Raw genomic sequence first — 23326 nt, 5'->3', positions numbered from 1 at the left:
AAGAAAACGCCGTTCCCTTTTGCGGGAACAGCGTTTTTTACGATCTTGGAATTTCTAAGTTTACGAGCTCGCCTGTGATCGGATGGCGGAACTGAATACGAAAAGCTTGCAGCGCATAATGTTCGGCCTTGATCGCTTTGGCACCGTATAATGTGTCGCCGACAATGGGATGACCAAGGTGCGCCATATGCACTCGAATTTGGTGAGTGCGACCTGTCTCTAGCAACACATGTACTTTTGTCATTTGAGGATTGCGTCCCACGACTTGATAGTGCGTGATGGCAGTTTGACCTGTTTGAGACACGCGCCGACGTGATGGATGATGACGGTCTGCTGCAATCGCTGTCTTAATCGTTCCTTGATCTTTTTTAACAGAACCTTCAACAATAGCTTCGTACGTCCGCACAATTTGCTTTTTCTCAAGCATCTTATCCAAAAGGTTTTTCGCAATCGGATGTTTCGCAATCAATACTAAGCCACTTGTTCCTTCGTCAAGACGGTGAACATGCTCAGCGTAACTATGACCTTTCGCATCTAAATAGTGGAACACACCATTCATCAATGTTTGCGTTTCCGTTGGTTCATTCGGATGCGTTTTCAACCCAGCTGGTTTTCCAACAATCAAGAAATGATCATCTTCATAAAAGGGTTGAACCGGTATTTTAGGACTCGGGAAGTAGGACGAACCTTCGTCTTCAAAGGTGATTTGAAACAATTGCCCCACTTCTAGAGGTTTGCTCCAGTCCAGTGCGATTCCTTCCGGTGTTTGAAAAGCCTTTTGCATCCGAAGGGAATGGACAGTCTTTTTGCCAAGCTGCCAATTGTCTTTCACAAGTTCTTCAATTGTAATCGCTGCTGGACTTTTTACTTTTACTGAAAATTTCATAACAAACTCCTTACAGACATTAGTTTTTTACAACTTCGTCAAAAAAGCGTTGGATGTCGGCTTCTGGCATTCCACCGACTGCACGCATTTCTTCTACGCCTTCTTCAAAATGAATCAAAGTAGGGGTTGAATTGATGCCGTACTCTGCACCAGCTTCAGGATATTCTAAAATATTATATTGAAGAATTTCTACATCCTCTTGCTCTGCAAGTGGCATTAAGACTGGCGTCATCTCTTTACAGAAACTACATTCCGGGCTGAAGAAGTAAACTGTCGCGGTTTCACCATTCTCAAGTTTTTCTGTTAGTTCATTCGGTAAGATGATATTTTGATAATTCTCGTCATCAATCAAATCAATCGTCGACTGTGAAAGATTGTCTGTATCGTACGGGTTATTTGCTAGTTTATCTTGGTTTTGAATATTTGTTAAGACTATGATTGCAACAAATGCTGCAACAATTACGCCTCCGAAAAGTAATAATTTCTTCATGCTGTTTTTTCCTCCATGATGGTTTTTAAAAGATAGATACTCATCACTGCAATCCCACTAAACGCTACAAGAGCTAAAAATGGAATTGTAATGAACCCTAAATAATTGATGTATTCGCCTGTGCACGAAACTAGCCCACACTCCGGTGCGCGCTCCCCGAAGAAATCGATTTTTTGAATGGCATAGTGATATCCGCTAGTCAAAACACCGATTCCTGAAAATACAAGTGTTGTAAGTGCAATTCGTGCGTTTTTCTGGTAAATGGCGATTCCGGAAATCACGACGATTGGATACATAATAATTCGCTGGTACCAGCACAGTTCACATGGTTCATACCCTCGGATTTCAGAGAAATAAAGGGAACCAAGAGTTGCAATCAGCGCCAAACCAAAAATACCAAGTAAGGCATTTTCCGACTTTTTGTTCATAGGCAAGGAATCCTTTCAGAAGTTCAGTTTCTTTTCAAGTATAGACAATACGTGCAATCAAGTAAATTATTTTCAACCTCTCCAATCTCACGGTATAATGAGGGATAACGTGTTCAAGGAGGGATAGTTATGAAAGAAGAATTTGATTCAACTCAATTTGAAAAACATATGATCATCCGTCCGATGACATTTGCAGATATAGACTCTATTTTGGAAATGCAACGACTGTCATTTCCAGGTATGGAACCATGGAAAGTGGAACATTTGCGCAGTCACTTGACCGTTTTCCCAGATGGCCAATTAGTGGCAGAACTTGATGGCAAAGTAATCGGGTCCTGTTCAAGCTTGATTATCAACTTTGATGAGTACGATGATCGGCACTCGTGGTCTGATGTAACAGATGGTGGGTACATTACGAATCACAATCCAGATGGCTACAACTTATACGGCATCGAAGTTATGGTGCACCCTGAATACCGTCGGATGAAAGTAGGGCAACGTTTATATGAAGGACGCAAGGATATAGCGCGCCAATACAATCTAAAGTCGATTATTATCGGTGGTCGTATCCCGAACTACCATAAATACTCAGAAGAGATGTCACCGCGTGAGTATGTGACTAGTGTATCGCGTCACAAAATTTATGATCCCGTGTTAACATTCCAGCTGATGAATGGCTTCACATTAATGCGGATCAATCCAAACTATCTGCCGGACGACAAAGCTTCTGGGAAATTCGCGACACTGATGGAATGGAACAATGTCGATTACATTCCACTGTCAAAGCGCCATTTCAGAACGAGTTACCCCGTGCGGATTTGTGTAGTACAGTACATGATGCGCAAAATCAACTCATTTGAAGAATTCGCAAACCAAGTCGAGTATTTTGTCGATGTAGCTTCAGACGCACAATCTGACTTTGTTGTGTTCCCGGAAATTTTCACGACGCAACTTATGTCCTTCCTAGAAGAGCCATCTCCATCTCAAGCGGTTCGAAGATTGACGGAATATACACCACAGTACATGGAATTGTTCAGTGATTTATCGGTTCGATACAATATCAATATCATTGCAGGGTCACACTTTGTTAAAGAAGAAGACGATGAAATCTACAACATCGCGTACCTGTTCCACCGGGACGGGTCGATTGATAAACAATACAAAATTCACATCACACCAAATGAACGCAAATGGTGGGGAATCAGTGCAGGAGACTCAGTTCGTGTATTTGATACAGATTGCGGGAAAATCGCTATCCAGATTTGTTATGACATCGAGTTCCCAGAGCTTGCCCGTATTGCAACAGACATGGGCGCGAACATTATTTTCACACCGTTCTGTACAGAGGACCGCCAAGGCTACTTGCGCGTGAAATATTGTGCACAAGCTCGCGCAGTGGAAAACCAGATTTACACCGTTATTTCCGGGACCATTGGAAATCTTCCACAGACGGAAAATATGGATATCCAGTACGCACAATCCGCTATCTATGCACCATCTGACTTTGAATTTGCGCGTGATGGAATTGTTGGAGAGACAGAAGCGAATGTAGAGATGGTGTTGATTGGAGATGTTGATTTAGAAATTTTACGTCGACAGCGCCAAGACGGGACAGTTAAACAATTAAAAGATCGTCGCCATGACGTCTATTCAGTAGAATACAAAAAGAGCTAAAGACTGGTCAGTGACCAGTCTTTTTCTACAGGAGGGCACTGGTTTTGAATGAACATATGACGCTACTCAAAGAAATCGCAGAATTTTTGAATGAAGAAACCGAAATGGAGACGATGTTACAAGGTGCGCTCAAAAAGCTACTGACGCGCAGTGTTTTTGCTTCCGGCTGGATTTTCTTTATTGATGCGAAAGGGAAGCATACACTGATTGCCGCAGAGAATCTTCCAGACTCGTTAATGGACAATGCGTGCCGCTCGATGAAACGCGGAGGGTGTTGGTGTGTTTCGCGCTATAACAATGGAGAACTACAAAAAGCCTCCAATATCATCGAATGCCAGCGTATCGAACAAGCAGGACGTCTTAGCACACTCCCTTCTGCCGGAATCACGCATCATGCAACCGTACCACTTCAGTCTGGTAAGGAAAAGTTCGGACTTTTGAATGTGGCGACTCCGCATACAATCGAATATGATCAGAGTGAACTAGCATTGTTGGAAGCCATTGCTTTTCAAATCGGATCAGCCATCAAACGTATTCATTTGACGAAGCAAGAGCAAGAAATCGCCCTTGTTCAAGAACGGAATCGACTTGCGCGAGATTTGCATGATTCGGTCAATCAACTTTTGTTTTCTGTGACATTGACCTCTCGTGGAGCAATGGAGATGACAGAAGACACGGATTTGAAGCAAGCGTTTGGAGATATCCATTCCCTCACGCAAGAAGCACTGACAGAGATGCGTGCGCTAATTTGGCAGTTGCGTCCAAAAGGATTGGAGACAGGTTTATTAGAAGGAATCAAAGGCTACGCTGAAATGCTTGGAATTTCTTTGAAAACGCATGTCAGTGGAGTCATTCAACTGCCTTCACGAATAGAAGAGACCGTCTTCCGTATAGCGCAAGAAGGGCTTAACAATATTCGTAAACATTCGGGAACATTGGAAGCGGAATTATTTCTAACAATCAACTCAACAGATATTTTATTTATTTTAAAAGATGAGGGCAGAGGATTTGTCGCTGGGAAAATTCCAGAAAGTCTAGCGTCTGTCGGAATGAATAGCATGCAGGAACGTGCGCGTTCAGTAGAAGGAACGATTGAATGGATCAGTGAACCATCAAAAGGGACAGAGGTATTTGTACGAATTCCGTATTAAAGGAGTGTGCGTATGATTCGCATTGTGATAGCAGATGATCACCACGTAGTAAGGCGTGGGTTATTATTTTTTCTAAAGACGCAAAAAGATTTTGAAGTTGTGGGAGAGGCGACGAATGGGGAAGAGGCGATTGCTATCTCTAAAGAGGTTCGTCCTGATGTGATTTTAATGGATCTTGTCATGCCTGAAAAAGATGGAATCCAGGCAACACGAGAAATTAAAAAGCTGGTACCCGAAACGCATATCTTGATGCTGACAAGTTTCTCTGACCGAGATCATGTGATCCCAGCGATTGAGGCGGGAGCAGCAGGATACCAATTGAAAGATATCGAACCAGACGAGCTTGCAGCGGCTATACGTCAGTTAATGAAAGGCGAAAAACCGCTCAGTCCACTAGCTCAGACGGAACTTGAAAAAGATTGGTCAGAAGAAAAGCCACATCTGACAAATCCTTTAACGGCTCGTGAGCAAGATGTGCTTGCCGAGCTTACAAAAGGTAAGAGCAACAGAGACATCGCTTCTACTTTGTTTGTAACTGAAAAAACGGTGAAGACACATATCTCGAATATCTTTTCGAAATTGAACGTCCAAGACCGCACACAAGCGGCGTTGTATGCAGTGAAGCATGGTCTTACAGAACCTAGCGGGAAGGGTTGAGTTTCTGAGGACCTGAATTTTGCCTACTCATTAAGTTTTTGTCGCGAATTAGTTTCCATAAAATCATTTGGGGCGTTAAGTGAAGGTTTACGGTCGTCAACGGACTGAACTCGGTCGCTAAACGAGCAAGTTCGGTCGCTAATTGGCACCAGTCGGGCGTTAATTGCGGAAGTCCTAAGCCCTTGCTAGAAAATGCCCTTAACAAATAAGCCGTTATTGGTTTACTAAAAATCTAATTCGCTTTCTTGTTTGGATGACACATATCTTTTAGGATTTACTACTAAATTTTAGTGTAATAACTTTCGATAAGAATAAAAAAACGCTACTTGCAAAGTATTGTTCTCTTTGCAAGTGGCGTTATTCAAATATGGAAAAAAGTTGAGTGCAATGGAGGGGCTGACTCCAGTGGGATTACAGTCTGCCGTGAGATCCCGCAGGAGCCTGCGACGAGGAAGCTCACGCAGCGCCCACGGAAAGCAGCCCCGCAGTGGAACTCAACGTTCTAAAGGGGTTTCGACTTTGACTGGAATCGAGTTACGCCCTCTAGACCAGTCGGCTTCACATCTAACTGGAATCGAGTTGCGCCTCCTAGAAATCCCGCAAGAAGCCATCGCGGCCTATGAAGCAAAAAACGCTTCACAGTCCACGCTGTCATCTCGCACAATTTCTGACCAGTCGGCTTCACATCTAATAATCCACCATATCATACTCCGGCTCAATGTGAACAAGCACAATCGCATGCGGTTTGGCCTTGTGAATTTTCCGCTCGATTTCCTCCGTAATCCAATGACTCTCAATGACATTCAAATACGGATCTACTGTTACTGTCACATCAATTAACGCTTGGTTCCCATGCATCCGCCCTTTTAAATCAGGTACTTTATAAACACCGGGAGTATGAGACACAAGCACTGTCAACGTCTCCGTATCTTCACTACTGAATCCGTCAGACAACATAAACGCAGCGTCATAAAAAATCCCATAAGCCGTGTAGAGAATGATTGCACCTACAACGAGAGCAGTAATGGTATCAAGAATTGGGAAGCCAACAATTGCGCCGATGATCCCAATAGAAGCTCCGAGAGACACAAGAGCATCTGAGCGATTATCGTAAGCTGCTGCACGAAGAGCCGACGACTTAATTTTTTTCGCGAGAGCATTGTTATAGCGGTAGACTCCATACATGACAACTGCACTTCCTAGTCCTACCCATAAAGTTAAGAGAGAAGGGCTCTCTCTTACAGGATCCGCAAAACTTTGAAGAGACTGAATCACGACTTGTAAACCGATGATTGCCATAATAAATGCGGCAACTAACGACGCAATCGTTTCTGCCCGCATATGCCCGTAAGCATGTTGATCATCGGGTGGTTTCTGTGATATACGTAATCCGATTAAAACAGCCACACTTGCTATGATATCCGTAAAGTTATTGAGACCATCTGCTCGTAATGCTTCGGAATCACCGATAGTCCCCCCTGTATATTTCACACTACTAAGGACTATATAGACAGCGATACTGAGCCATGCGCCTTTTTCCCCTTTGCGTAAGTTTGTATAGAGTTCCAAAATGTTTCCTCCCTACAACTCCCTATAAACGACAAAAACGACTTCCAAGGAAGTCGTTTTGAACGCATAGATTGTGTGTATAGTATAAGTACTTTCTACAGTCTATATAGGAATAGCCTTACTGTCAAACAATCATTTGTCTTGATACTTTCCCTATTACGAAATTGTAAAGAATTATTACTATCCATACATCTAGGCGGCTAAATTTGCTAAAATATAAGCATATTCTTATTAGTAGGAGGCACTATGGGAAATTTACGAGAAATTGCTAAGGCATCTACAAAACTCGGTCTGACTTCATTTGGTGGGCCCACTGCACATATTGGGTACTTCCGAGATGAATACGTAGAAAAACGAAAGTGGTTAGATGATAAATTATATGCAGACATTGTGGCGTTATGCCAATTCTTGCCGGGTCCTGCATCATCACAGGTAGGTATCGCAATCGGAATGATGCGCGGGGGAATCTTAGGAGGAATCGTATCGTGGGCTGGTTTCACTCTGCCATCGGTTCTATTTTTGATGCTAGCTGCTTACTTTGTAGTAGGATTCGGATTTACTGATAGCGGGATAATCCAAGGATTAAAAATAGTAGCTGTAGCTATCGTAGCTCACGCATTGCTTGGAATGCAGAAGAATTTAGCACCTGATGCAACGCGAATCGCAATAGCCATTGCTGCGGCCATACTTGTCTTGTTGATTCCGACAGCGTGGGGACAAATTGGCGTGATCGTTTTGGCAGGAGTGGTCGGATACTTCTTGTTCCGCAAAGATAAGACGCTAGATGCTGTTGAATTGAAACTTTCTTTCGGAAAGCGCGCTGGAATAGTGGCTTGGGTGATATTCTTTGGCTTATTGATCGCTTTACCATTTGCACGAACATTTTCTGAAAACGTGTATCTCGGAATTCTTGATACGTATTATCGTGTAGGATCTATTGTTTTTGGTGGAGGACACGTGGTACTTCCAATGCTAGAGCGTGAAGTAGAGATGTCGAGTGACCTGTTCTTAGCGGGATACGGACTAGCACAAGCAGTACCGGGCCCCTTGTTTACATTATCTGCATTTTTAGGACAAGTGACAGCTGGAATTCCAGGAGCACTACTTGCCGTATTTGCGATGTTTTTACCATCGTTTTTATTGGTGATAGGAACTCTTCCTTTTTGGTCAATCATTCGGTCAAAACCAGGAATTCAGTCTGCATTGAAAGGTGTTAATGCAGCTGTGGTAGGGATATTACTTGCTGCTCTGTATGATCCAGTTTTCACGAGTGCAGTGAAGTCTTCATTTGATTTCATTATTGTTTTAATTACTTTCACTTTACTTACAGTGTTTAAACTTTCACCCGTGAAGGTTGTGGCAGTGAGTGCTTTATTGGGCTTGTTAGTATACGGTGTTTAATCTAATTAAAAAAGTTGTTGACAGTTAAAATTTAGGTGTGCTAGTGTAAAGGGGTACTAAATAATCAGGAATGGAGGTAGGAGCAATGAAAAACGTAGTTACTATGAATCACCAGTTTAATTTGAAGTCCTACCTACTAGATATGATACATGCCGTATAACCTTTATTAAGGTATATATGCACATGTCCATTTCTATGGGCATGTGCTTTTTTGCGCTTGTCAACTTCCATTATTTAGAAAAAATAGAAGGAGTGAAGTATGATGAAACGTATCATCACAGTTCGAAAATTATCAAAACCGGGGTCTCTAGAAAGTGGCTAGTGAAAGGAAGGGATATTTATGTTTAGTGTACTTGGAAAGTTAAATTGGTTTTTTAAAGAGCATTGGATTCGCTATTCTGTAGCAATAACATTACTTATTATTGGAAGTGTAATAGAGGTAATACCTCCGTGGATTATAGGAGAGGCTATCGATTCTATTACTACAGGCTCATTAACAGAAAGTTCCTTAAGGGAATATGTACTCTTATTTGCAGCCATTATTTTAAGTGGGTATATCATCAACTTTATATGGCAGTATCAATTGTTTGGAGGTTCCGTCAAGATTGAACGGATTCTAAGAACACGCCTGATGTCGAAGTTTTTAGCGATGACACCAGGTTTTTACGAGAAAAACCGAACGGGAGATTTGATGGCCCGTTCTACAAACGATTTGAACGCAGTTGCTACAACGGCTGGTTTTGGCATTATGACATTAATCGATTCAACGCTCTATATGCTAGCAATTATTCTTGCAATGGGATTTTTGATCTCATGGAAGCTGACATTTTTTGCTTTACTTCCAATCCCGATTTTAGCTATTATCATGCAATATTTGGGGAAAATCATTCATGAAAAGTATATGGAAGCACAAGATGCCTTTGGTGACTTGAACGACCGAGTACTCGAATCCATTGCGGGTGTGCGTGTTATTCGCGCGTATGTGCAAGAACGTCAAGATGAGCAGAACTTTGCGGATATGAGTGACATGGTTTATGAAAAAAACATGGTCGTTGAACGGATTGATGCATTATTCGGTCCGATTACAAAAGTCGGAACTGGTATCAGTTACGTCGTTGCACTCGGATACGGAGCGCATTTGGTATCTGTTGGTGAAATGACCGTTGGAAACCTCGTAACATTTAATGTTTACTTAGGTCTTGCGATTTGGCCAATGTTTGCAATTGGAGAGCTGATCAATGTCATGCAGCGTGGGAATGCTTCACTTGATCGTGTACAAGAAACCCTGAGTACTCCTCAAGATGTTATAGAGCCTGCCAGAGCTTCTCTTGCAAAGGAACAACCAACTGTTGGTTTCCGACAAGTGGAATTTACCTACCCAACCTCAGAAGTCGTCAATTTAAAAGATGTTGAGCTTCGTGTAGAAGCGGGTCAAACATTAGGTATTGTAGGAAAGACAGGAGCTGGAAAGACCACATTTGTGAAACAGCTACTAAAAGAATATCCGATGGGCAAAGGTGCTGTAGAAATAGGTGATATTGCGATTGCTGATCAGACACGGGAAGCTGTGCTATCAAAAATCGGATACGTTCCACAAGATCACGTACTCTTTTCAAGAACGATTCGAGAGAATATCTTATTTGGAAAAGAAGACGCAACTGAAAAAGACCTGCTAGATGCAATTCGTCTTGCTTATTTTGAAAAAGATCTTGAAAACTTGCCACGAGGACTTGAAACACTGGTTGGAGAAAAAGGGGTTTCCTTATCAGGTGGTCAAAAACAGCGTGTCTCAATTGCACGCGCGCTCATTAAAAATCCAGATATCTTAATTTTAGATGATTCACTCTCTGCAGTTGATGCGAAGACTGAATCCAAAATCATTGAAAATATTCAACAAAACCGGACTGGGAAAACTACGATTATTACCACTCACCGTTTGTCTGCTATCCAACATGCTGATCAAATTATCGTTTTAGATGATGGTGTAGTAGTAGAAAAGGGCACACACCAAGAATTACTCGCTAAAGGTGGTTGGTACCGAGAACAGTTTGATCGTCAGCAGTTAGAGGAGGTGTAGAGATGACGACCTCAAAACGACTTTATCTCTATGCATTAAAGTATAAAAAGACGATTCTTAGTGGGCTTGGCCTACTGACAATCGCTGTTATCGTGGATCTGATTGGTCCATTTATTGCAAAATATATTATTGATACACAAATTACAGCCGAGCAAATCGACTTTGTTGTCGTTGCACAGTTACTCGCAGTATTCTTCGGATTACAAATTGTTGCGGCCGTATTTCGCTACTTCATGTATATTCAGTTACAGATTGGAGCTAACCGCGTCGTCCAACATTTACGAAATGACGTATTTAAGCACATACAGCGTGTACCGGTTCATTACTTTGACCGATTACCAGCAGGAAAGATTGTGGCACGCGTAACAAATGACACGGAGGCCATTCGTAATCTATACGTACAAGTGCTTTCTCAGTTTGCGACAAGTATCATTTCGATTACTGGAGTTTATGTAGCACTATTCATTTTAGATGTACGCCTGGCCGCGATGGCGCTAGTGATTGTCCCCTTAGTTTATATTTGGATGATTCTGTACCGAAAATATGCGTCGAACTACAATCATATCGTTCGTACAAAACTGGCTGATATGAATGCGATGATTAATGAATCGATTCAAGGGATGTCAATCATCCAAGCGTTTCGTCGTGAAAAACAAATGGCTCGTGAATTCGAAGAAATGAATGAAAGTCACTTTAAGCATCAAAGCAAACTGTTAAAACTTGATTCAGCCACATCATTTAATTTAGTATTTGTGCTCCGTAACATGATGTTCCTCGGCTTTATTCTTTATTTTGGAGCAGCCTCTGTAGGAGCAGAAGCAGCCGTGACGGCAGGAACACTTTACGCATTTGTCGATTACATCACACGGTTGTTCAACCCATTGACTGGAATCGTGAATCAGTTTTCACAACTAGAGCGCTCTCTCGTGGCGGGAACACGCGTATTTGAACTTCTTGATGAACCAGGAGAGCAAGTATCTGAACAACGAGTTCCTCGCTATCAAGGAAATGTCGTCGTCGAAGATGTCTGGTTTGCGTATAAAGATGAAGAGTATGTATTGAAGAATTTAAACTTCTCGGCAAACAAAGGAGAGACAGTAGCGCTTGTTGGTCATACAGGATCGGGGAAGAGTTCAATCATGAATTTATTGTTCCGTTTCTATGACCCGTCAAAAGGCAAAATTTATATAGACGGTCAAGATATGACGTCTCTTTCTCGTCAAGCAGTTCGTGAACATATGGGAATCGTACTACAAGACCCTTATCTCTTCTCGGGAACGATTGCTTCGAACATCAGCTTAGATGACCCACGTATTTCACGTCGTCAAGTGGAAGAGGCAATTGAAGCTGTTGGTGGGGACCGTGTACTGAAGAATCTAGCACTCGGTCTGGATACGCCAGTCGTTGAAAAAGGGAGTACATTGTCTTCAGGGCAACGTCAGCTGATTTCATTTGCACGTGCTTTAGCCTTCAATCCAGCTATTTTAATTTTAGATGAAGCAACGTCGAATATTGATACAGAGACTGAAGAGTTGATCCAACATGCAATGGATGTGCTGAAAAAAGGACGTACAACATTCATTATTGCGCACCGCTTATCAACCATTAAAAATGCCGACCGAATCTTAGTGCTTGATAAAGGTGAGATTGTTGAAAACGGAAATCACGACGAATTGATTGCACTTGGTGGTCAATATGAAAAAATGTATCGTCTCCAAGCCGGAACTGCCCAACTAGCGTGAAACTTTTTTATTTTCTCAAACGTACTAGTAAGTAATCTAACGTAAAGGAGCGTTTCTCATGTCTTTATTCAACAAAATGTTAGCAAGTATTGGTGTAGGTTCAGCAAAAGTCGATACAGTTCTCTCGAAAGCAGTATTTCATGCAGGAGAAGTGATGGAAGGCGTGGTCAAGATTTATGGAGGGAAGACAGAGCAAAAAATTGATGCTCTATATCTAGCCGTCTATACGACCTATATTCGTGAATCAGATGATCGAAAGTTTACAGACAAAGCAATGATTCAAAAACACAAAGTTTTAGATGGATTTACACTAGCCGCGAATGAAGAAAGAGAAATTCCATTCTCATTCGTACTTCCTTTTGATACGCCTGTCACAAAAGGGGCCACACGTGTCTGGATTCAGACAATGTTAGATATTGCCTCAGCTGTGGATCCGACTGATAAAGACTATATTCAAGTAGAACCTACCACCCTTGCCAATACGGTGTTGAAAGAGATTGAAAATCTAGGTTTCCGTTTACGTAAAGCAGAATGTGAACAAGCATCAAGAAAATACAGAGGTGTCTATCCATTCATGCAGGAATTTGAATACGTGCCGATGACTGGAGAGTTTTACGGAAAGTTAGATGAAGTGGAAGTGGTCTTTTTAAGTCAAACTCCTGAAAAAGCAGAGCTGCTTCTTCAAATTGATCGGAAGGCTCGCGGGTTCGGAGGTTTCTTAGCAGAAGCGATGGATCAGGACGAAACATTTGTCCCGTTGACAGTACACAAGCACGAGGCTTCTGAAATTAAATCGCGTATCTATCAGCTTCTTCGTAAATACTCATAACAAAAAAACCAGTAGTTTCTCTTAATTAAGATTGAGAGAGCTGCTGGTTTTTTTGTACCAAGGTTTCATAGGTGCCTGTCACTCTTTACCAACTGTTTCCATTTGGTGCCTGTCACTCTTCTTCTTTTCTTGAGATACCACTTAAAATCGAAAAAAGTTTCCATAATATGACTTCGGTAGAACAAATATTGATTTGGGTAGAATAAATCATGAATAGTGTTCAATAAATCGCACATTCGTCCGATGAACGTTCGCTCAGTTCTTGATATGCGGAACGCAACGTCTTGAACAGTCGGCTCCACATCTAAATGGAATCGAGTTCCGAACGCCAGAAACACGCTCCGGAATCAGCCGCACCCGTAAAGGCTGAAAAGAGCCTTCACGGGCACGTCTGATTTCCTCGGAGTTTCTAGAGCGGCGTTCTCCACATCTAAAACTCAATCATAAACATGAAAAACCATTAACTCATGGATAAAAGACTTCACCTTGTCCTCATCTTCCGGAACACCATCCAACCACTGAATCGTGCCATCCTTCTCGTAAATTCCACGATACTTTTGTTGACGATAATAAAAACTAATCTCCCACCCAGGGAGCGACTTGTTTTCAAAAAGGGATTGATAACTAAAGTGTTGTAACATAGGGACACTCCTTTCATAGCTACATTAAGTGTAGCATATTGTGTTTCTATGAGGAGGTTCGTCTATGAGTAATGAATTAGAAAAAGCGATTCGGGATGAATACCAAGCGTACTATTCCTATCGACAATTGGAACAATTGACAGAAGATCCATTTTGGAAATAAGTAATCCGCCATATATATGAGGATGAGAAGTCGCACTATGAGATGTTTCAACAATTGCATTTCTTACAAACTGGCCGCTATGTAAGAGGTATTGAAAAGCCTAAGCCAATAGAATCTGTTCGGAAATTTTTACTGCAAGCATGGGAAGAGGAATTGGAAGCTGCGGATTTTTATAAAGTAATGGTACTAAAAACACCCTCGCCACAACCTTTTTGGATTGCGATGCATGACGAAATGGAACATGCCATACGCTTACCAGGATATATCCATTGGTTTGACGAGAGGTCCTGATATAGTCAGGGCCTCTCTTTTTGGTATACTATCACCTAGAGACTAAAGAAAAAGGTGAATGACATGGAAATCGTAACAACTATCGTCTTCATGGCTCTCATTGGAGCTGTCATCGGCGCATTTACAAATCACATTGCCATCAAAATGTTATTTCGACCATACGAAGCAAAATATATTGGGAAGTGGCGTGTTCCATTTACCCCAGGACTTATTCCAAAACGCAGAGAAGAACTGGCTTCTCAGCTAGGGAAACTGGTCATCCATTATTTATTGACGCCAGAACTCATCGAGAAGCGGTACTTAAACAAAGAAGTACAAGGGAGAATCCAACGTGTTGTTGAGGAACAAATTACTTCTGGTCTTGGATTTGAGACGACACCAATATCTAAGTGGCTTGAACGTGCAGAACTAAAAAATGTAACGGGTTCTGTGAAAGACTTAATTGATAGCCAAGTGGATTTTCAAGCCCTGAAAATTACGGATAAGCTTCAGACGGGCACAGTCCAAACCGTATTGCCAGTAGCTTGGCAGCTAAAAGTGGAAGCGAAGTTACCAGAGCTCACATCTGCCATTCTTCAAAAAGGAACCGACTTCATCGAATCACCAGAAGGCAATCGTACACTTAAACAATTAGTGGATGATTTTCTTGCCTCTAAAGGCACTTTTGGAAATATGATTCTTATGATGGTTGGCGATTCCAATACACTTGCGAACAAATTACAGCCAGAAATCAAGAAATTTCTAGATGCTCCTTCCACCCAAACATTGATTACAAATCTTCTTGTACAAGAATGGGACAAAATAAAAGAGCGTCCTTTAGTTGAGTTGTTGAACGGCTTTGATGCTGCACCAGTAGTAGAGCAAATCAAGGCGTATATCCATAAACAAGTCGCAATTGAGGAGCAATTGGAAAAACCAGTTACACACTTATTCCCAACAATTGGAGCAGTGGTGAGCGATTCGATTTTGCCAAAAGCTTTTGACTATACATTTAAGCGCCTGCATGCGGAACTTCCAGCCCTGTTTGAAAAGTTGAAGCTCGATCAAGTGGTAAAAGAGCAAGTGAATACCTTCCCGGTTTCGCGATTAGAGGAACTTGTGTTAGGCTTGTCTAGAAGAGAATTTAAAATGATTACAATTCTCGGAGGGGTTCTTGGAGGTCTGATTGGGGTCATTCAAGGAATTATTGCCCTCGTTATTAATAGTTAGGAGCTGTTTTGATGAACATTTATGACGATATTAACAAATTAGAGACAACATTGCGTTCAACTTCTGAAATGCAAGGAGTCAAAGAAGCAATTCAAGCCGTGAAAGACGATCAAGAAGCAAAAGAACTTTTTGAGTCGTTCCGTAAGATTCAAATGACACTACAAGAAAAGCAAGTCAAAGGGGAAGAAATCCCTGGAGAAGAGCTTGAGTACGCTCAGAAGACAGCGCAACTTGCTCAGTCAAATGAGAAGATTATGGCTATGTTAGAAGCTGAAATGAAACTTAGTCAGTTAATCGAAGAAATCAACCGTATTTTATTGAAACCAGTTCAAGAGCTATACGAGCAGTTTTAATAGACGTAAATCCAACCTCGCTTAACGGGGTTGGATTTTTTTGATGATTCAAGAAGTAGACATGGTGCCTGTCACCCTTTACCAACAGTTCCCATTTGGTGCCTGTCACTCTTCTTCTGAATAGACCTAAACAGAAAAATAGTTTCCATAATATGACTTCGGTAGAATAAATATTCATTTGGGTAGAATAAATCATGAATAGTGTAGAATAAATCTCACATTCATCCGATGAACGTTCGCTCAGTTTTAGTCCTCCAACGCAAAATTTCTGAACAGCCGGCTCCACATTTAATAAAAAAAGGACTTTTACAAAAGCTGTCGAATAGATACTAGGGGAGGGGAATCACAATGACATACGAAACACTAAAAATCGATCAAACAGGTGAAGTCCTGACAGTCACGCTCAATCGACCAGAGGCACTAAATTCTATGAATGGACAAATGATTGATGAACTAACAAATTTTTTTACAGACCTACATAACGATACAACATCAAAAGTTGTCGTTTTAAAAGGGGAAGGTCGTGCATTTTCAGCAGGTGGAGATATCAAAGCGATGCTTGCAAATGATGGGTCGTTCGACATTGGGGATATCATGAGTAAACTTGAAAAGTTAGCTCTCGCGTATTACACGCTACCAAAACTTACAATTGCGGCTGTTCACGGAGCAGCAGCGGGATTAGGGTTCAGTCTCGTATTGGCGAGCGATTTTATTTTAGCTGAAAAATCAGCAAAACTAGCCATGAACTTTATAGGCATTGCACTTGTTCCGGATGGAGGAGGCCACTTCTTCTTAAAAGAGCGAGTGGGTGTACCAAAAGCGAAGCAGATTATTTGGGAAGGCAAGATGATGACGGGTCAACAAGCTCACGAAGCTACACTTGTCGATCAAGTAGTAGAAGATGGTCATCTTCAGGCGACCCTGGATCACTTTACAAACCAGCTAACAGCATCTCCAGTTCAAGCTATGCTAGAGTCTAAGAAGATTTTACATGGAATTAAAACTAAAGAGTTGCAACAAGTTCTTGCAGGTGAAGCAGCTGCTCAGACAGCTATGCGTTCTGCAGCGGATCATCTAGAAGGCATCGATGCTTTTGTAAACAAGCGCAAACCACAATTCAATCAATAAAAAATAGCCGCTCTCTCAGGAGGCGGCTATCTTCTATACATGGAATAAAATTAACTTTCCAGAAGTATTGACTAAGCGATGCGTCGTTTCCCCGTATCCTAGTTCTTCAATACGCGATTCCCCTTGACGTTTCGCTTCTTCATCTGAAGCGTATTCCCATTTTTCTTCCGCTAAAAGTTTCCCCGTTTTTTCAAACGCAGTAAAAGTGTACGTATGCATGTGCTTCTTCCCCTTTCTCTCTACTATCAGTATACAGAAAAATCCCATATGATATAATAGAACAAATATTCGATTTAAGGAGTAGACTATGGTAATCCGATTCTTTCATGCAGCAGATCTTCATCTAGAGAGTCCTTTTGCAAAAATTCAAAGCATGCCGGAACACTGGCAACAACGCATCCGAAATGCATCGTTTGGCGCATTTGATTCCTTCGTCCAAGATGCTATTACGAATAAGCCGGACTTTATCCTACTTGCAGGAGATATTTACGATGGTGAAACCCGTAGTTTACGCGCACAAGCCTATTTTAAGAAAGCTATGGAAACACTTGCACAGTACGATATTCCGGTTTATATCATTCATGGAAATCACGATCATTTGGCAGGGAATTGGACGCGTTTTAAGCTTCCGCCAAATGTGACTATATTTGGTGAAACTCCTGAATCGTATGAACTCGAAATAGATGGACAAGTTGTTCAAATTAGTGGGTTCAGTTATCCACGACGTCATCTTCCTGAAAGTTATATTGAAAAGTATCCACCAAGAAAATCCTATGCAGATTATGCGATTGGCTTGCTTCATGGAAGTGAGCAAACACAACAAGAACATGATGTATACGCACCGTTTACACTAGAGCAACTTCGCCAAACTTCCTATGATTATTGGGCTCTCGGCCACATCCATAAGAGGCAACAACTTAGCACAAAACCAGCAATTGCGTACGCAGGGACTTTACAAGGTCGCAATCGAAAAGAGCAGGGAGTTCAAGGCTATTATCATGTCGAACTATCAAACGGTGAGCCTACCATTACATTTCAGAAGGCTTCACAAGTTGTATTTGACGAAATTGAAGTTGTATTCGAATCGACAGCGTCAATTGATCACTTCCAAGAACAACTAATCAAAGCGCTGGAGCCGAAAACGGATCACATTTATACATTAGTACAAGTGACTATAAAGACTCCGAAAGAAGACTGGATGCTGACGACGAACGAAAACGAACTGCGAGAATTTATACTAGAGCAGGTGAATCAAACAATTCAAACTGTTTATATTACTCATCTAAACCTGCATTGGACTACTGAACTGGACCCAGCATTTCAACAGTTGATGAATCAGTTTGCTTTACCAACGATTCCTACAGCTATGCAACAAGTACTTGATTCATCTACTTTAGAAGATCAAGTGAAAGAGCGAATGCACGCCATTCTTACTGATCGGAGTGGTGGTCAATGAAACTTCTCGAAGTCCATCTTTATGGATTTGGCAAACATGTTGATCGTACATTTTCATTTTCAACACAAACAGTGGTTGTAGGGAACAATGAAACAGGGAAGAGTTCTCTTTATGAAGCGATTCTGCAAATCTTCTTCGGATTTCCGACTCGTGCGTCTGCGAATCGTTTAGAACCTAAATTTGGAGTTCGGTATGGTGGCTGGGTGAAAATTGAGTTACAGGACAAGCTATATCAAATTGAGCGCGTGGAAGGGAAGTCCTCTGGAGTAGTTACTGTTACTGAAAATGGCATCTACTACGGAGGCGAAGAAGAACTACGGAGTTTACTTAAAGGATTAACAAGAGAACAAGCAGAATCTGTCTACGCTTTTCACCTTTTTGACTTGCAGCAAATTCACCAACTTTCTCAAGAAGACCTGACAGAACTTTTTTTTGCTAGTGGAACGACAGGTACGAATCCCTATGCGGTGTTAAATAAAGACGCAACGAAAGAATTACAAGCGCTCTATAAACCAGGTGGAAAGAAACCGCACATCAATCGCCAGTTAGAAGAATTGCGTGATTTAGAGAACCAACTCGTGAAAGGGTTGGAACAAGAGCGGTATTATGCAGAACTTACACAGCAACAACAGCAAGTAGAGAATCGTCTAGGTGAGGTTCGAAATGAAATTCGACTTACAAAACAGCAGATTTTTGAAGCGGAAGAACAGCAGATGTTGCATCCACTATTTGAGGAATATGAAATGTTGCTCCACGTTACAAATGAGAGAGTCGACGTCTCCCAAACCGACCAAGACGACGTTCGGGAACTCTCGAATCGCATTTTGGATCTCACGCAAAAAGAAACGACGCTTTTGAGTACTTCCGTTGATGCTAATCAGTTGCATGAAAAAGAACGGGAAATTGAAGAGTTAGAATTGATTTTAGCTGATGAGACGTCTTGGAGGGAAGTGCACAGTAAAATTGCCGAATTAGAAGAGCAACTTGAAGGTATCGTCCGCGAACAACAACCTGCACTTGCAGCTTTAGCAATAGACCCATTCGACTTGGAAACAAAACTGGAAGGGTACGATTTGTCTTATCAAAAAGAACAACAACTGGATACATTACTCAAACCCACGTCTAATTGGGACAATACGAAATATAAGTTTCTTTTACTGACAGCTGGAGCTTTTGTCGTGCTTGGATTTGTGACGGATTGGCTATTCTTCTATCTTCTCTCACTAGTTCTCATTGTAGCTGGAATCGTTGTGCCTTCTCGATTTAGTGATGTGGAGAGCGATAAAGCAGACAATTTCTTAAAAGAGTACGGTGTAAAGCCAACAGGAAATTATAGAGCGCGAGATATTTTCGATCAACTACGCAAGTTGCAACAGCTGCAGCTAAGTTACCGACAAATCGAAGAGCGTTTAACTAGCACACTACTTGAACGTGCAAAAATTGCGGCAAAGTTTCCTCAACATGCACAATCTGAATCCGTATTCCAAGAGGCTAGAAGACGACTTACAAAGCTTCATGAAGACTATCGCCTTTTGAAAGTGCGAGAAGCTGAACATATGTATACTGTGGAGCAGAGAAAAAAAGCTCAGAAGGCTAAACAAGTAGTAGAGGCGCAGTTACAAACGATCTATGAAAAGTATAGCGTTCCTAGTAGAGATGCTTTCGACACCTTAGTCAAAGATGCACAAGAAACCGCCAAAAAGATGGAGCGGCTTCAAGAATTGAAACGTCGATTGCATGGCAAAGCTCGAAAAGATTTTGACAATGCAAAGCTCATCTTTGAACTGGATCGTTTAGAATCGGAACAGACAGAACTTACACGATCTGTTGTCACAATCGAACAACAGATTGATCAGCTAGTGAGTGATGAACAAAGAGCCAAATTGCTTCAACAGATCGAAGCAAAAAAAGGACAGCTAGAAGAACTGGTCATCGACTATCTTGCGTGGCAAGGAATAGCATCAAGTATAGAAGCACACTATGAGCATTATCAAAAAGATGTCTTTCCAGCCACTATTCAGCGAGCTAGTGAGCTGTTTGCTCGGTTTACTGCAAGTGCCTACAAATCATTAGGTTATAGCGAGAACCGATTTGTAGCAGTATCAAAAGATGGTACGCTTTTCGAGATGAAAGAGCTGAGCCAAGCTACGAAAGAACAAGCCTATTTAGCGCTACGATTCGCACTTGCAGAAGAACTATCAAAAGAAAAACCATTTGTTATTTTGATGGATGATCCATTTGTCCATTTTGATGCGATTCGTTTTCAACAAGTGGTACAATGGTTGATGAGTGAGGAGAATCAATTGCCTTATCTATATTTCACATGCCGCGATGAGTGGCTGTCTCCACACAAAGTGCTGCATATGGAGACTGAAAGGAGCAAATCATGAAGGGGATTACAACACTTCGAGTAGGCGATCCAGTCGATCACTATTTACTAATAAAGCAGAGTACTGTTGGAGTTACAACAGTTGGAAAACCATTTATGTCTCTTGTATTGCAAGATAAAAGTGGGGATATTGAGGCGAAACTTTGGGACACGACAGATGAACATGCCCGTCTTTATGGAGCGCAAAAAATCGTTCGTGTAGGCGGCGAAATCCACGACTACCGTGGAAAGTTACAACTGCGTGTTAAGAGTATCCGTCCTGTAAAAGATGAAGAAGGGATCACAATTACAGATCTTGTACCATCAGCAGAAAAGTCTAAGGAAGAGTTAATGAATGAATTGACTCCATATATTTTCGAGATGACAAATCCAACCATTCAACGTCTTACGCGTCATCTTTTGAAAAAACATCACCTCGCATTCACAACGTATCCAGCTGCTACCCGAAATCACCATGACTATGCAACAGGGTTACTGGACCATGTCGTGTCGATGTTACGTCTTGGCAAATCGTTAACGGAGTTATACCCGAGCCTTAATAAAGATTTATTGTATTCAGGTATTTTACTACACGATGTAGGAAAGGTCATTGAACTTTCTGGGCCTGTAGCGACAAGCTATACAATAGAAGGAAATTTGCTAGGACATATTTCAATCATGGTAAATGAGATTGCGATGGCTGCAAAAGAATTGGAAATCGAAGGGGAAGAAGTCATGCTTCTTCAACACATGGTGCTATCTCACCACGGCAAAGAAGAGTGGGGAAGCCCGAAACGTCCGATGCTTCGTGAGGCTGAAATTCTGCATTATATTGATAATATAGATGCGAAGATGGCGATGTTAAATCGTGCGCTTGAAAAAACAACGCCAGGTGAATTCTCAGAACGCCTATTCCCGCTCGAGAACCGTTCATTCTACCGACCTACGTTTGATATTTAGATGTGGAGCCGACTGATCAGAAATTTTGCGAGATGACAGCGTAGACTTTGAAGGCGAAGTATACTTGAGAAATCCAGATTCACCTTCCGACGATTGCTTTCAAGATCAAATTAAGAAAGAAAAGGACTGGGGCCGCTCGATTCGAGCGGCCCCAGCGCGGTTCTTCTTAGTTTGCCCTTACGCAATCTTCTACAGTTGAATCAGGCTAGTTCAAGTGCTTGTTGAGATGAAGTTGTGACCTGCAAGTTTAAGATTCGGCTTCGCCTCTATATAATAATTGAAATAACCTTTATAGCTACAACTGACATTAGTAGTGCCAGGCTGTGCTAACGCAAGGCCTGATTTAACAATCTATAGAACACAGTTTAGGACAGCGAGTCTTATGGTGATGAAAGGTGACAGACACCATTTGTAACTCAATCTCTGGCACTACCTCCTCTTGTCGATTGAGACTGCACTAGAAAAAAACTCCGATCACATGCTGATCGGAGTTTTTTGTATTATTCGTTTGTTTCTTCTTCTTCAGCTGGAGCCTCGTAATCTAAGAAGTTTGCTAATGCGCCTTCAAGCTCTTCGTCTTGAATTTCAACATTTGCATCTTTCATTAGTTGTGCAACTGTACCGAATAAAGCAGATGAATCTGCTTTCGCAATTTTCACTTCACGCTCTAACTCTTCACGCATATCCTCGAAAGATTCTTCCGTTTCACGCTTTTCAATTACTTCAATGATATGGAAACCAAAATCAGACTGAACAGGTTCACTAATAACGCCAGGCTCTAAAGAAAACGCTGCTTCTTCAAATTCTGGAACCATTGCACCGCGACCAAACCAACCTAAATCGCCACCAGAAGTTTGAGCTTGTGGCTCAGTTGAATACTCAGCAGCAAGTGCAGCAAAGTCTTCGCCTGCATCAAGCTTTTCTTTCACTTCGTTTGCAGTAGCTTCATCTTCTACTAAGATGTGACGAGCATTTACTTCTGTTTTAATCTCATCGTATTTCGCTTGAATTTCTTCTTCTGTTGCCTCAACACCATCAATTAGTGCTTCTTCTTGAAGAAGATTCAATTTAAGAAACTTTTTATAAGACTCTTCTGTATAGCCTTGTTGAGCGATGAATGCATCAAAGTTTTCACCTTGTTCTTCTTTGTCCGCAGCTAAGGCCGCTTCTACTTGCTCATCGGATACATCGTATTCAGCATCAAGAGTTTTTTCAATCATTAACAATTGAAGTGCTTGATCACCGATAGATGCTTTCATTTCATTGTACAAATCATTTTGAGTAATATCGCCATATTCAGAGCTTACAACCACAGGTGATGAAGCTTCTTCGTCTGAGCATGCGCCTAAAGTAAAGATTGAGGCTGCCAGAGCAGTTGTCATTAATGTTTTTTTCATTTTGGTATCTCTCCTAACTAGATTCAGACAATGCTTACTATAACATAAACGTTTAAAAAACAAAATAGTTCCATATTTGCCTACGGACTCACAGAGACATCCGCATACTGTAAAGGACAAGGAGGTGATTGTAATGGGTCATAGCTATTAAAACGGCTCAGGCTTTTCCTTGATTGTCGTTCTTTTCATTCTTCTTATTATTGTCGGCGCAACATCCTTAATGTAACAAAAAAGAACGGATGCCATTTGGCGTCCGTTCCATCTATACTGCATATGTTATTTTTACATAAAGTGAAACAAATAATAGAGTAATACAAATATTTACCATTCGGAATACTTTTGTCTGCTTCTCTTCTGATAGTTCGCGAGACGTGACAAATGCAAGTGCCATTCGATTTATTTGAAAGAAATAGAAGGCGGCAAATCCAAGTAGTGCCAAAATAATCATACTGTGAC

General features: G+C 41.5%; 22 protein-coding genes and 1 pseudogene. 15 read left to right on the top strand and 8 right to left on the bottom strand.

Annotated features, from left to right (window positions below; translation table 11 throughout):
• Positions 1 to 37: 37 nt before the first annotated feature.
• Genes AB5N96_RS10885 through AB5N96_RS10875 form a run of 3 tightly spaced genes read right to left on the bottom strand, consistent with a single transcriptional unit; the run spans position 38 to position 1804 of the window.
• Entirely contained in the window at positions 38 to 886 is an 849-nt protein-coding gene (locus AB5N96_RS10885; protein ID WP_499705507.1) for an RluA family pseudouridine synthase, read from the bottom strand.
• A gap of 19 nt (positions 887 to 905) precedes the next feature.
• Positions 906 to 1376: a thioredoxin family protein gene (locus tag AB5N96_RS10880; protein ID WP_204588797.1), complete on the bottom strand. Its 471-nt coding sequence runs from the start codon at positions 1374 to 1376 to the stop codon at positions 906 to 908.
• Positions 1373 to 1804: a disulfide oxidoreductase gene (locus tag AB5N96_RS10875; protein WP_204588798.1), complete on the bottom strand. Its 432-nt coding sequence runs from the start codon at positions 1802 to 1804 to the stop codon at positions 1373 to 1375. Before AB5N96_RS10875 ends, AB5N96_RS10880 begins: the two co-directional genes overlap by 4 nt.
• Before the next feature lie 129 nt (positions 1805 to 1933).
• Between AB5N96_RS10875 and AB5N96_RS10870 the strand changes: the two genes are divergently transcribed.
• Genes AB5N96_RS10870 through AB5N96_RS10860 form a run of 3 tightly spaced genes read left to right on the top strand, consistent with a single transcriptional unit; the run spans position 1934 to position 5286 of the window.
• A complete protein-coding gene (locus tag AB5N96_RS10870; protein ID WP_204588799.1) occupies positions 1934 to 3478 on the top strand; it encodes a carbon-nitrogen hydrolase family protein in 1545 nt (514 codons plus the stop codon).
• 38 nt (positions 3479 to 3516) lie between these two features.
• Positions 3517 to 4629, top strand: a complete 1113-nt coding sequence (locus AB5N96_RS10865) for a GAF domain-containing sensor histidine kinase (RefSeq protein WP_204589352.1) — start codon at positions 3517 to 3519, stop codon at positions 4627 to 4629.
• A 12-nt stretch (positions 4630 to 4641) separates the two neighbouring features.
• Positions 4642 to 5286 (top strand): response regulator transcription factor, encoded by a 645-nt coding sequence (locus AB5N96_RS10860; protein WP_204588800.1) that lies wholly within the window; start codon positions 4642 to 4644, stop codon positions 5284 to 5286.
• 687 nt (positions 5287 to 5973) lie between these two features.
• On the opposite strand, the gene AB5N96_RS10855 is transcribed toward AB5N96_RS10860, so the two are convergent.
• A complete protein-coding gene (locus AB5N96_RS10855) occupies positions 5974 to 6855 on the bottom strand; it encodes a cation diffusion facilitator family transporter (protein WP_499705506.1) in 882 nt (293 codons plus the stop codon).
• A gap of 246 nt (positions 6856 to 7101) precedes the next feature.
• Here AB5N96_RS10855 and chrA point away from each other — a divergent pair, with 246 nt between their 5' ends.
• The 4 genes from chrA to AB5N96_RS10835 all read left to right on the top strand — a co-directional run bounded on the left by chrA (position 7102) and on the right by AB5N96_RS10835 (position 12904).
• Positions 7102 to 8256 (top strand): chromate efflux transporter, encoded by a 1155-nt coding sequence (gene chrA / locus AB5N96_RS10850; RefSeq protein WP_499705505.1) that lies wholly within the window; start codon positions 7102 to 7104, stop codon positions 8254 to 8256.
• A 340-nt stretch (positions 8257 to 8596) separates the two neighbouring features.
• Positions 8597 to 10333 carry an ABC transporter ATP-binding protein gene (locus AB5N96_RS10845; RefSeq protein WP_392455967.1) on the top strand — a complete coding sequence of 579 codons (1737 nt, stop codon included), beginning with the start codon at positions 8597 to 8599 and terminating at the stop codon, positions 10331 to 10333.
• A 2-nt stretch (positions 10334 to 10335) separates the two neighbouring features.
• Complete coding sequence (locus AB5N96_RS10840) at positions 10336 to 12075, top strand: ABC transporter ATP-binding protein (RefSeq protein WP_499705504.1); 1740 nt, start codon at positions 10336 to 10338, stop codon at positions 12073 to 12075.
• A gap of 58 nt (positions 12076 to 12133) precedes the next feature.
• On the top strand, positions 12134 to 12904 hold the full coding sequence (locus tag AB5N96_RS10835; protein WP_499705503.1) for a sporulation protein: 771 nt from the start codon (positions 12134 to 12136) through the stop codon (positions 12902 to 12904).
• A gap of 437 nt (positions 12905 to 13341) precedes the next feature.
• On the opposite strand, the gene AB5N96_RS10830 is transcribed toward AB5N96_RS10835, so the two are convergent.
• A complete protein-coding gene (locus AB5N96_RS10830) occupies positions 13342 to 13545 on the bottom strand; it encodes a DUF5342 family protein (RefSeq protein ID WP_204588806.1) in 204 nt (67 codons plus the stop codon).
• Positions 13546 to 13750: 205 nt separating this feature from the next.
• On the opposite strand from AB5N96_RS10830, the gene AB5N96_RS10825 reads away from it, so the two are divergent.
• From AB5N96_RS10825 to AB5N96_RS10810, 4 genes are all read left to right on the top strand, one after another.
• Positions 13751 to 13999: a hypothetical protein gene (locus AB5N96_RS10825; RefSeq protein ID WP_499705502.1), complete on the top strand. Its 249-nt coding sequence runs from the start codon at positions 13751 to 13753 to the stop codon at positions 13997 to 13999.
• Between the two features lie 63 nt (positions 14000 to 14062).
• Positions 14063 to 15208, top strand: a complete 1146-nt coding sequence (locus AB5N96_RS10820) for a DUF445 domain-containing protein (protein ID WP_204588807.1) — start codon at positions 14063 to 14065, stop codon at positions 15206 to 15208.
• An 11-nt stretch (positions 15209 to 15219) separates the two neighbouring features.
• The gene (locus tag AB5N96_RS10815) at positions 15220 to 15561 is read left to right on the top strand and encodes a YlbF family regulator (protein WP_204588808.1); all 342 of its coding nucleotides are present in this window, start codon (positions 15220 to 15222) and stop codon (positions 15559 to 15561) included.
• 348 nt (positions 15562 to 15909) lie between these two features.
• Positions 15910 to 16689: an enoyl-CoA hydratase gene (locus AB5N96_RS10810; RefSeq protein ID WP_204588809.1), complete on the top strand. Its 780-nt coding sequence runs from the start codon at positions 15910 to 15912 to the stop codon at positions 16687 to 16689.
• Between the two features lie 33 nt (positions 16690 to 16722).
• Here AB5N96_RS10810 and AB5N96_RS10805 read toward each other — a convergent pair whose 3' ends face one another.
• Positions 16723 to 16908, bottom strand: a complete 186-nt coding sequence (locus AB5N96_RS10805; protein WP_204588810.1) for a YhzD family protein — start codon at positions 16906 to 16908, stop codon at positions 16723 to 16725.
• Between the two features lie 88 nt (positions 16909 to 16996).
• Between AB5N96_RS10805 and AB5N96_RS10800 the strand changes: the two genes are divergently transcribed.
• Genes AB5N96_RS10800 through yhaM form a run of 3 tightly spaced genes read left to right on the top strand, consistent with a single transcriptional unit; the run spans position 16997 to position 21473 of the window.
• Entirely contained in the window at positions 16997 to 18145 is a 1149-nt protein-coding gene (locus AB5N96_RS10800; protein ID WP_204588811.1) for a metallophosphoesterase family protein, read from the top strand.
• Positions 18142 to 20535, top strand: coding sequence for an AAA family ATPase (locus AB5N96_RS10795; RefSeq protein ID WP_499705501.1), 2394 nt, complete (start codon positions 18142 to 18144; stop codon positions 20533 to 20535). Before AB5N96_RS10800 ends, AB5N96_RS10795 begins: the two co-directional genes overlap by 4 nt.
• Positions 20532 to 21473, top strand: coding sequence for a 3'-5' exoribonuclease YhaM (yhaM, locus tag AB5N96_RS10790; protein WP_204588813.1), 942 nt, complete (start codon positions 20532 to 20534; stop codon positions 21471 to 21473). Before AB5N96_RS10795 ends, yhaM begins: the two co-directional genes overlap by 4 nt.
• Before the next feature lie 500 nt (positions 21474 to 21973).
• Here the strand turns inward: yhaM and AB5N96_RS10785 are convergent, their stop codons facing one another.
• Positions 21974 to 22870 carry a peptidylprolyl isomerase gene (locus AB5N96_RS10785; protein WP_204588814.1) on the bottom strand — a complete coding sequence of 299 codons (897 nt, stop codon included), beginning with the start codon at positions 22868 to 22870 and terminating at the stop codon, positions 21974 to 21976.
• Between the two features lie 154 nt (positions 22871 to 23024).
• Here AB5N96_RS10785 and AB5N96_RS10780 point away from each other — a divergent pair.
• Positions 23025 to 23096: pseudogene (locus AB5N96_RS10780) on the top strand (YjcZ family sporulation protein); the annotation flags it as partial.
• Between the two features lie 36 nt (positions 23097 to 23132).
• Here the strand turns inward: AB5N96_RS10780 and AB5N96_RS10775 are convergent.
• On the bottom strand, positions 23133 to 23318 hold the full coding sequence (locus AB5N96_RS10775) for a hypothetical protein (RefSeq protein WP_204588815.1): 186 nt from the start codon (positions 23316 to 23318) through the stop codon (positions 23133 to 23135).
• Positions 23319 to 23326 lie beyond the last annotated feature (8 nt).

It is taken from the genome of Chryseomicrobium imtechense, from assembly GCF_041475995.1.
GTDB classification, from domain to species: Bacteria; Bacillota; Bacilli; order Bacillales_A; family Planococcaceae; genus Chryseomicrobium; species Chryseomicrobium aureum.
This window is presented reverse-complemented; position numbering and strand designations above follow the sequence as displayed.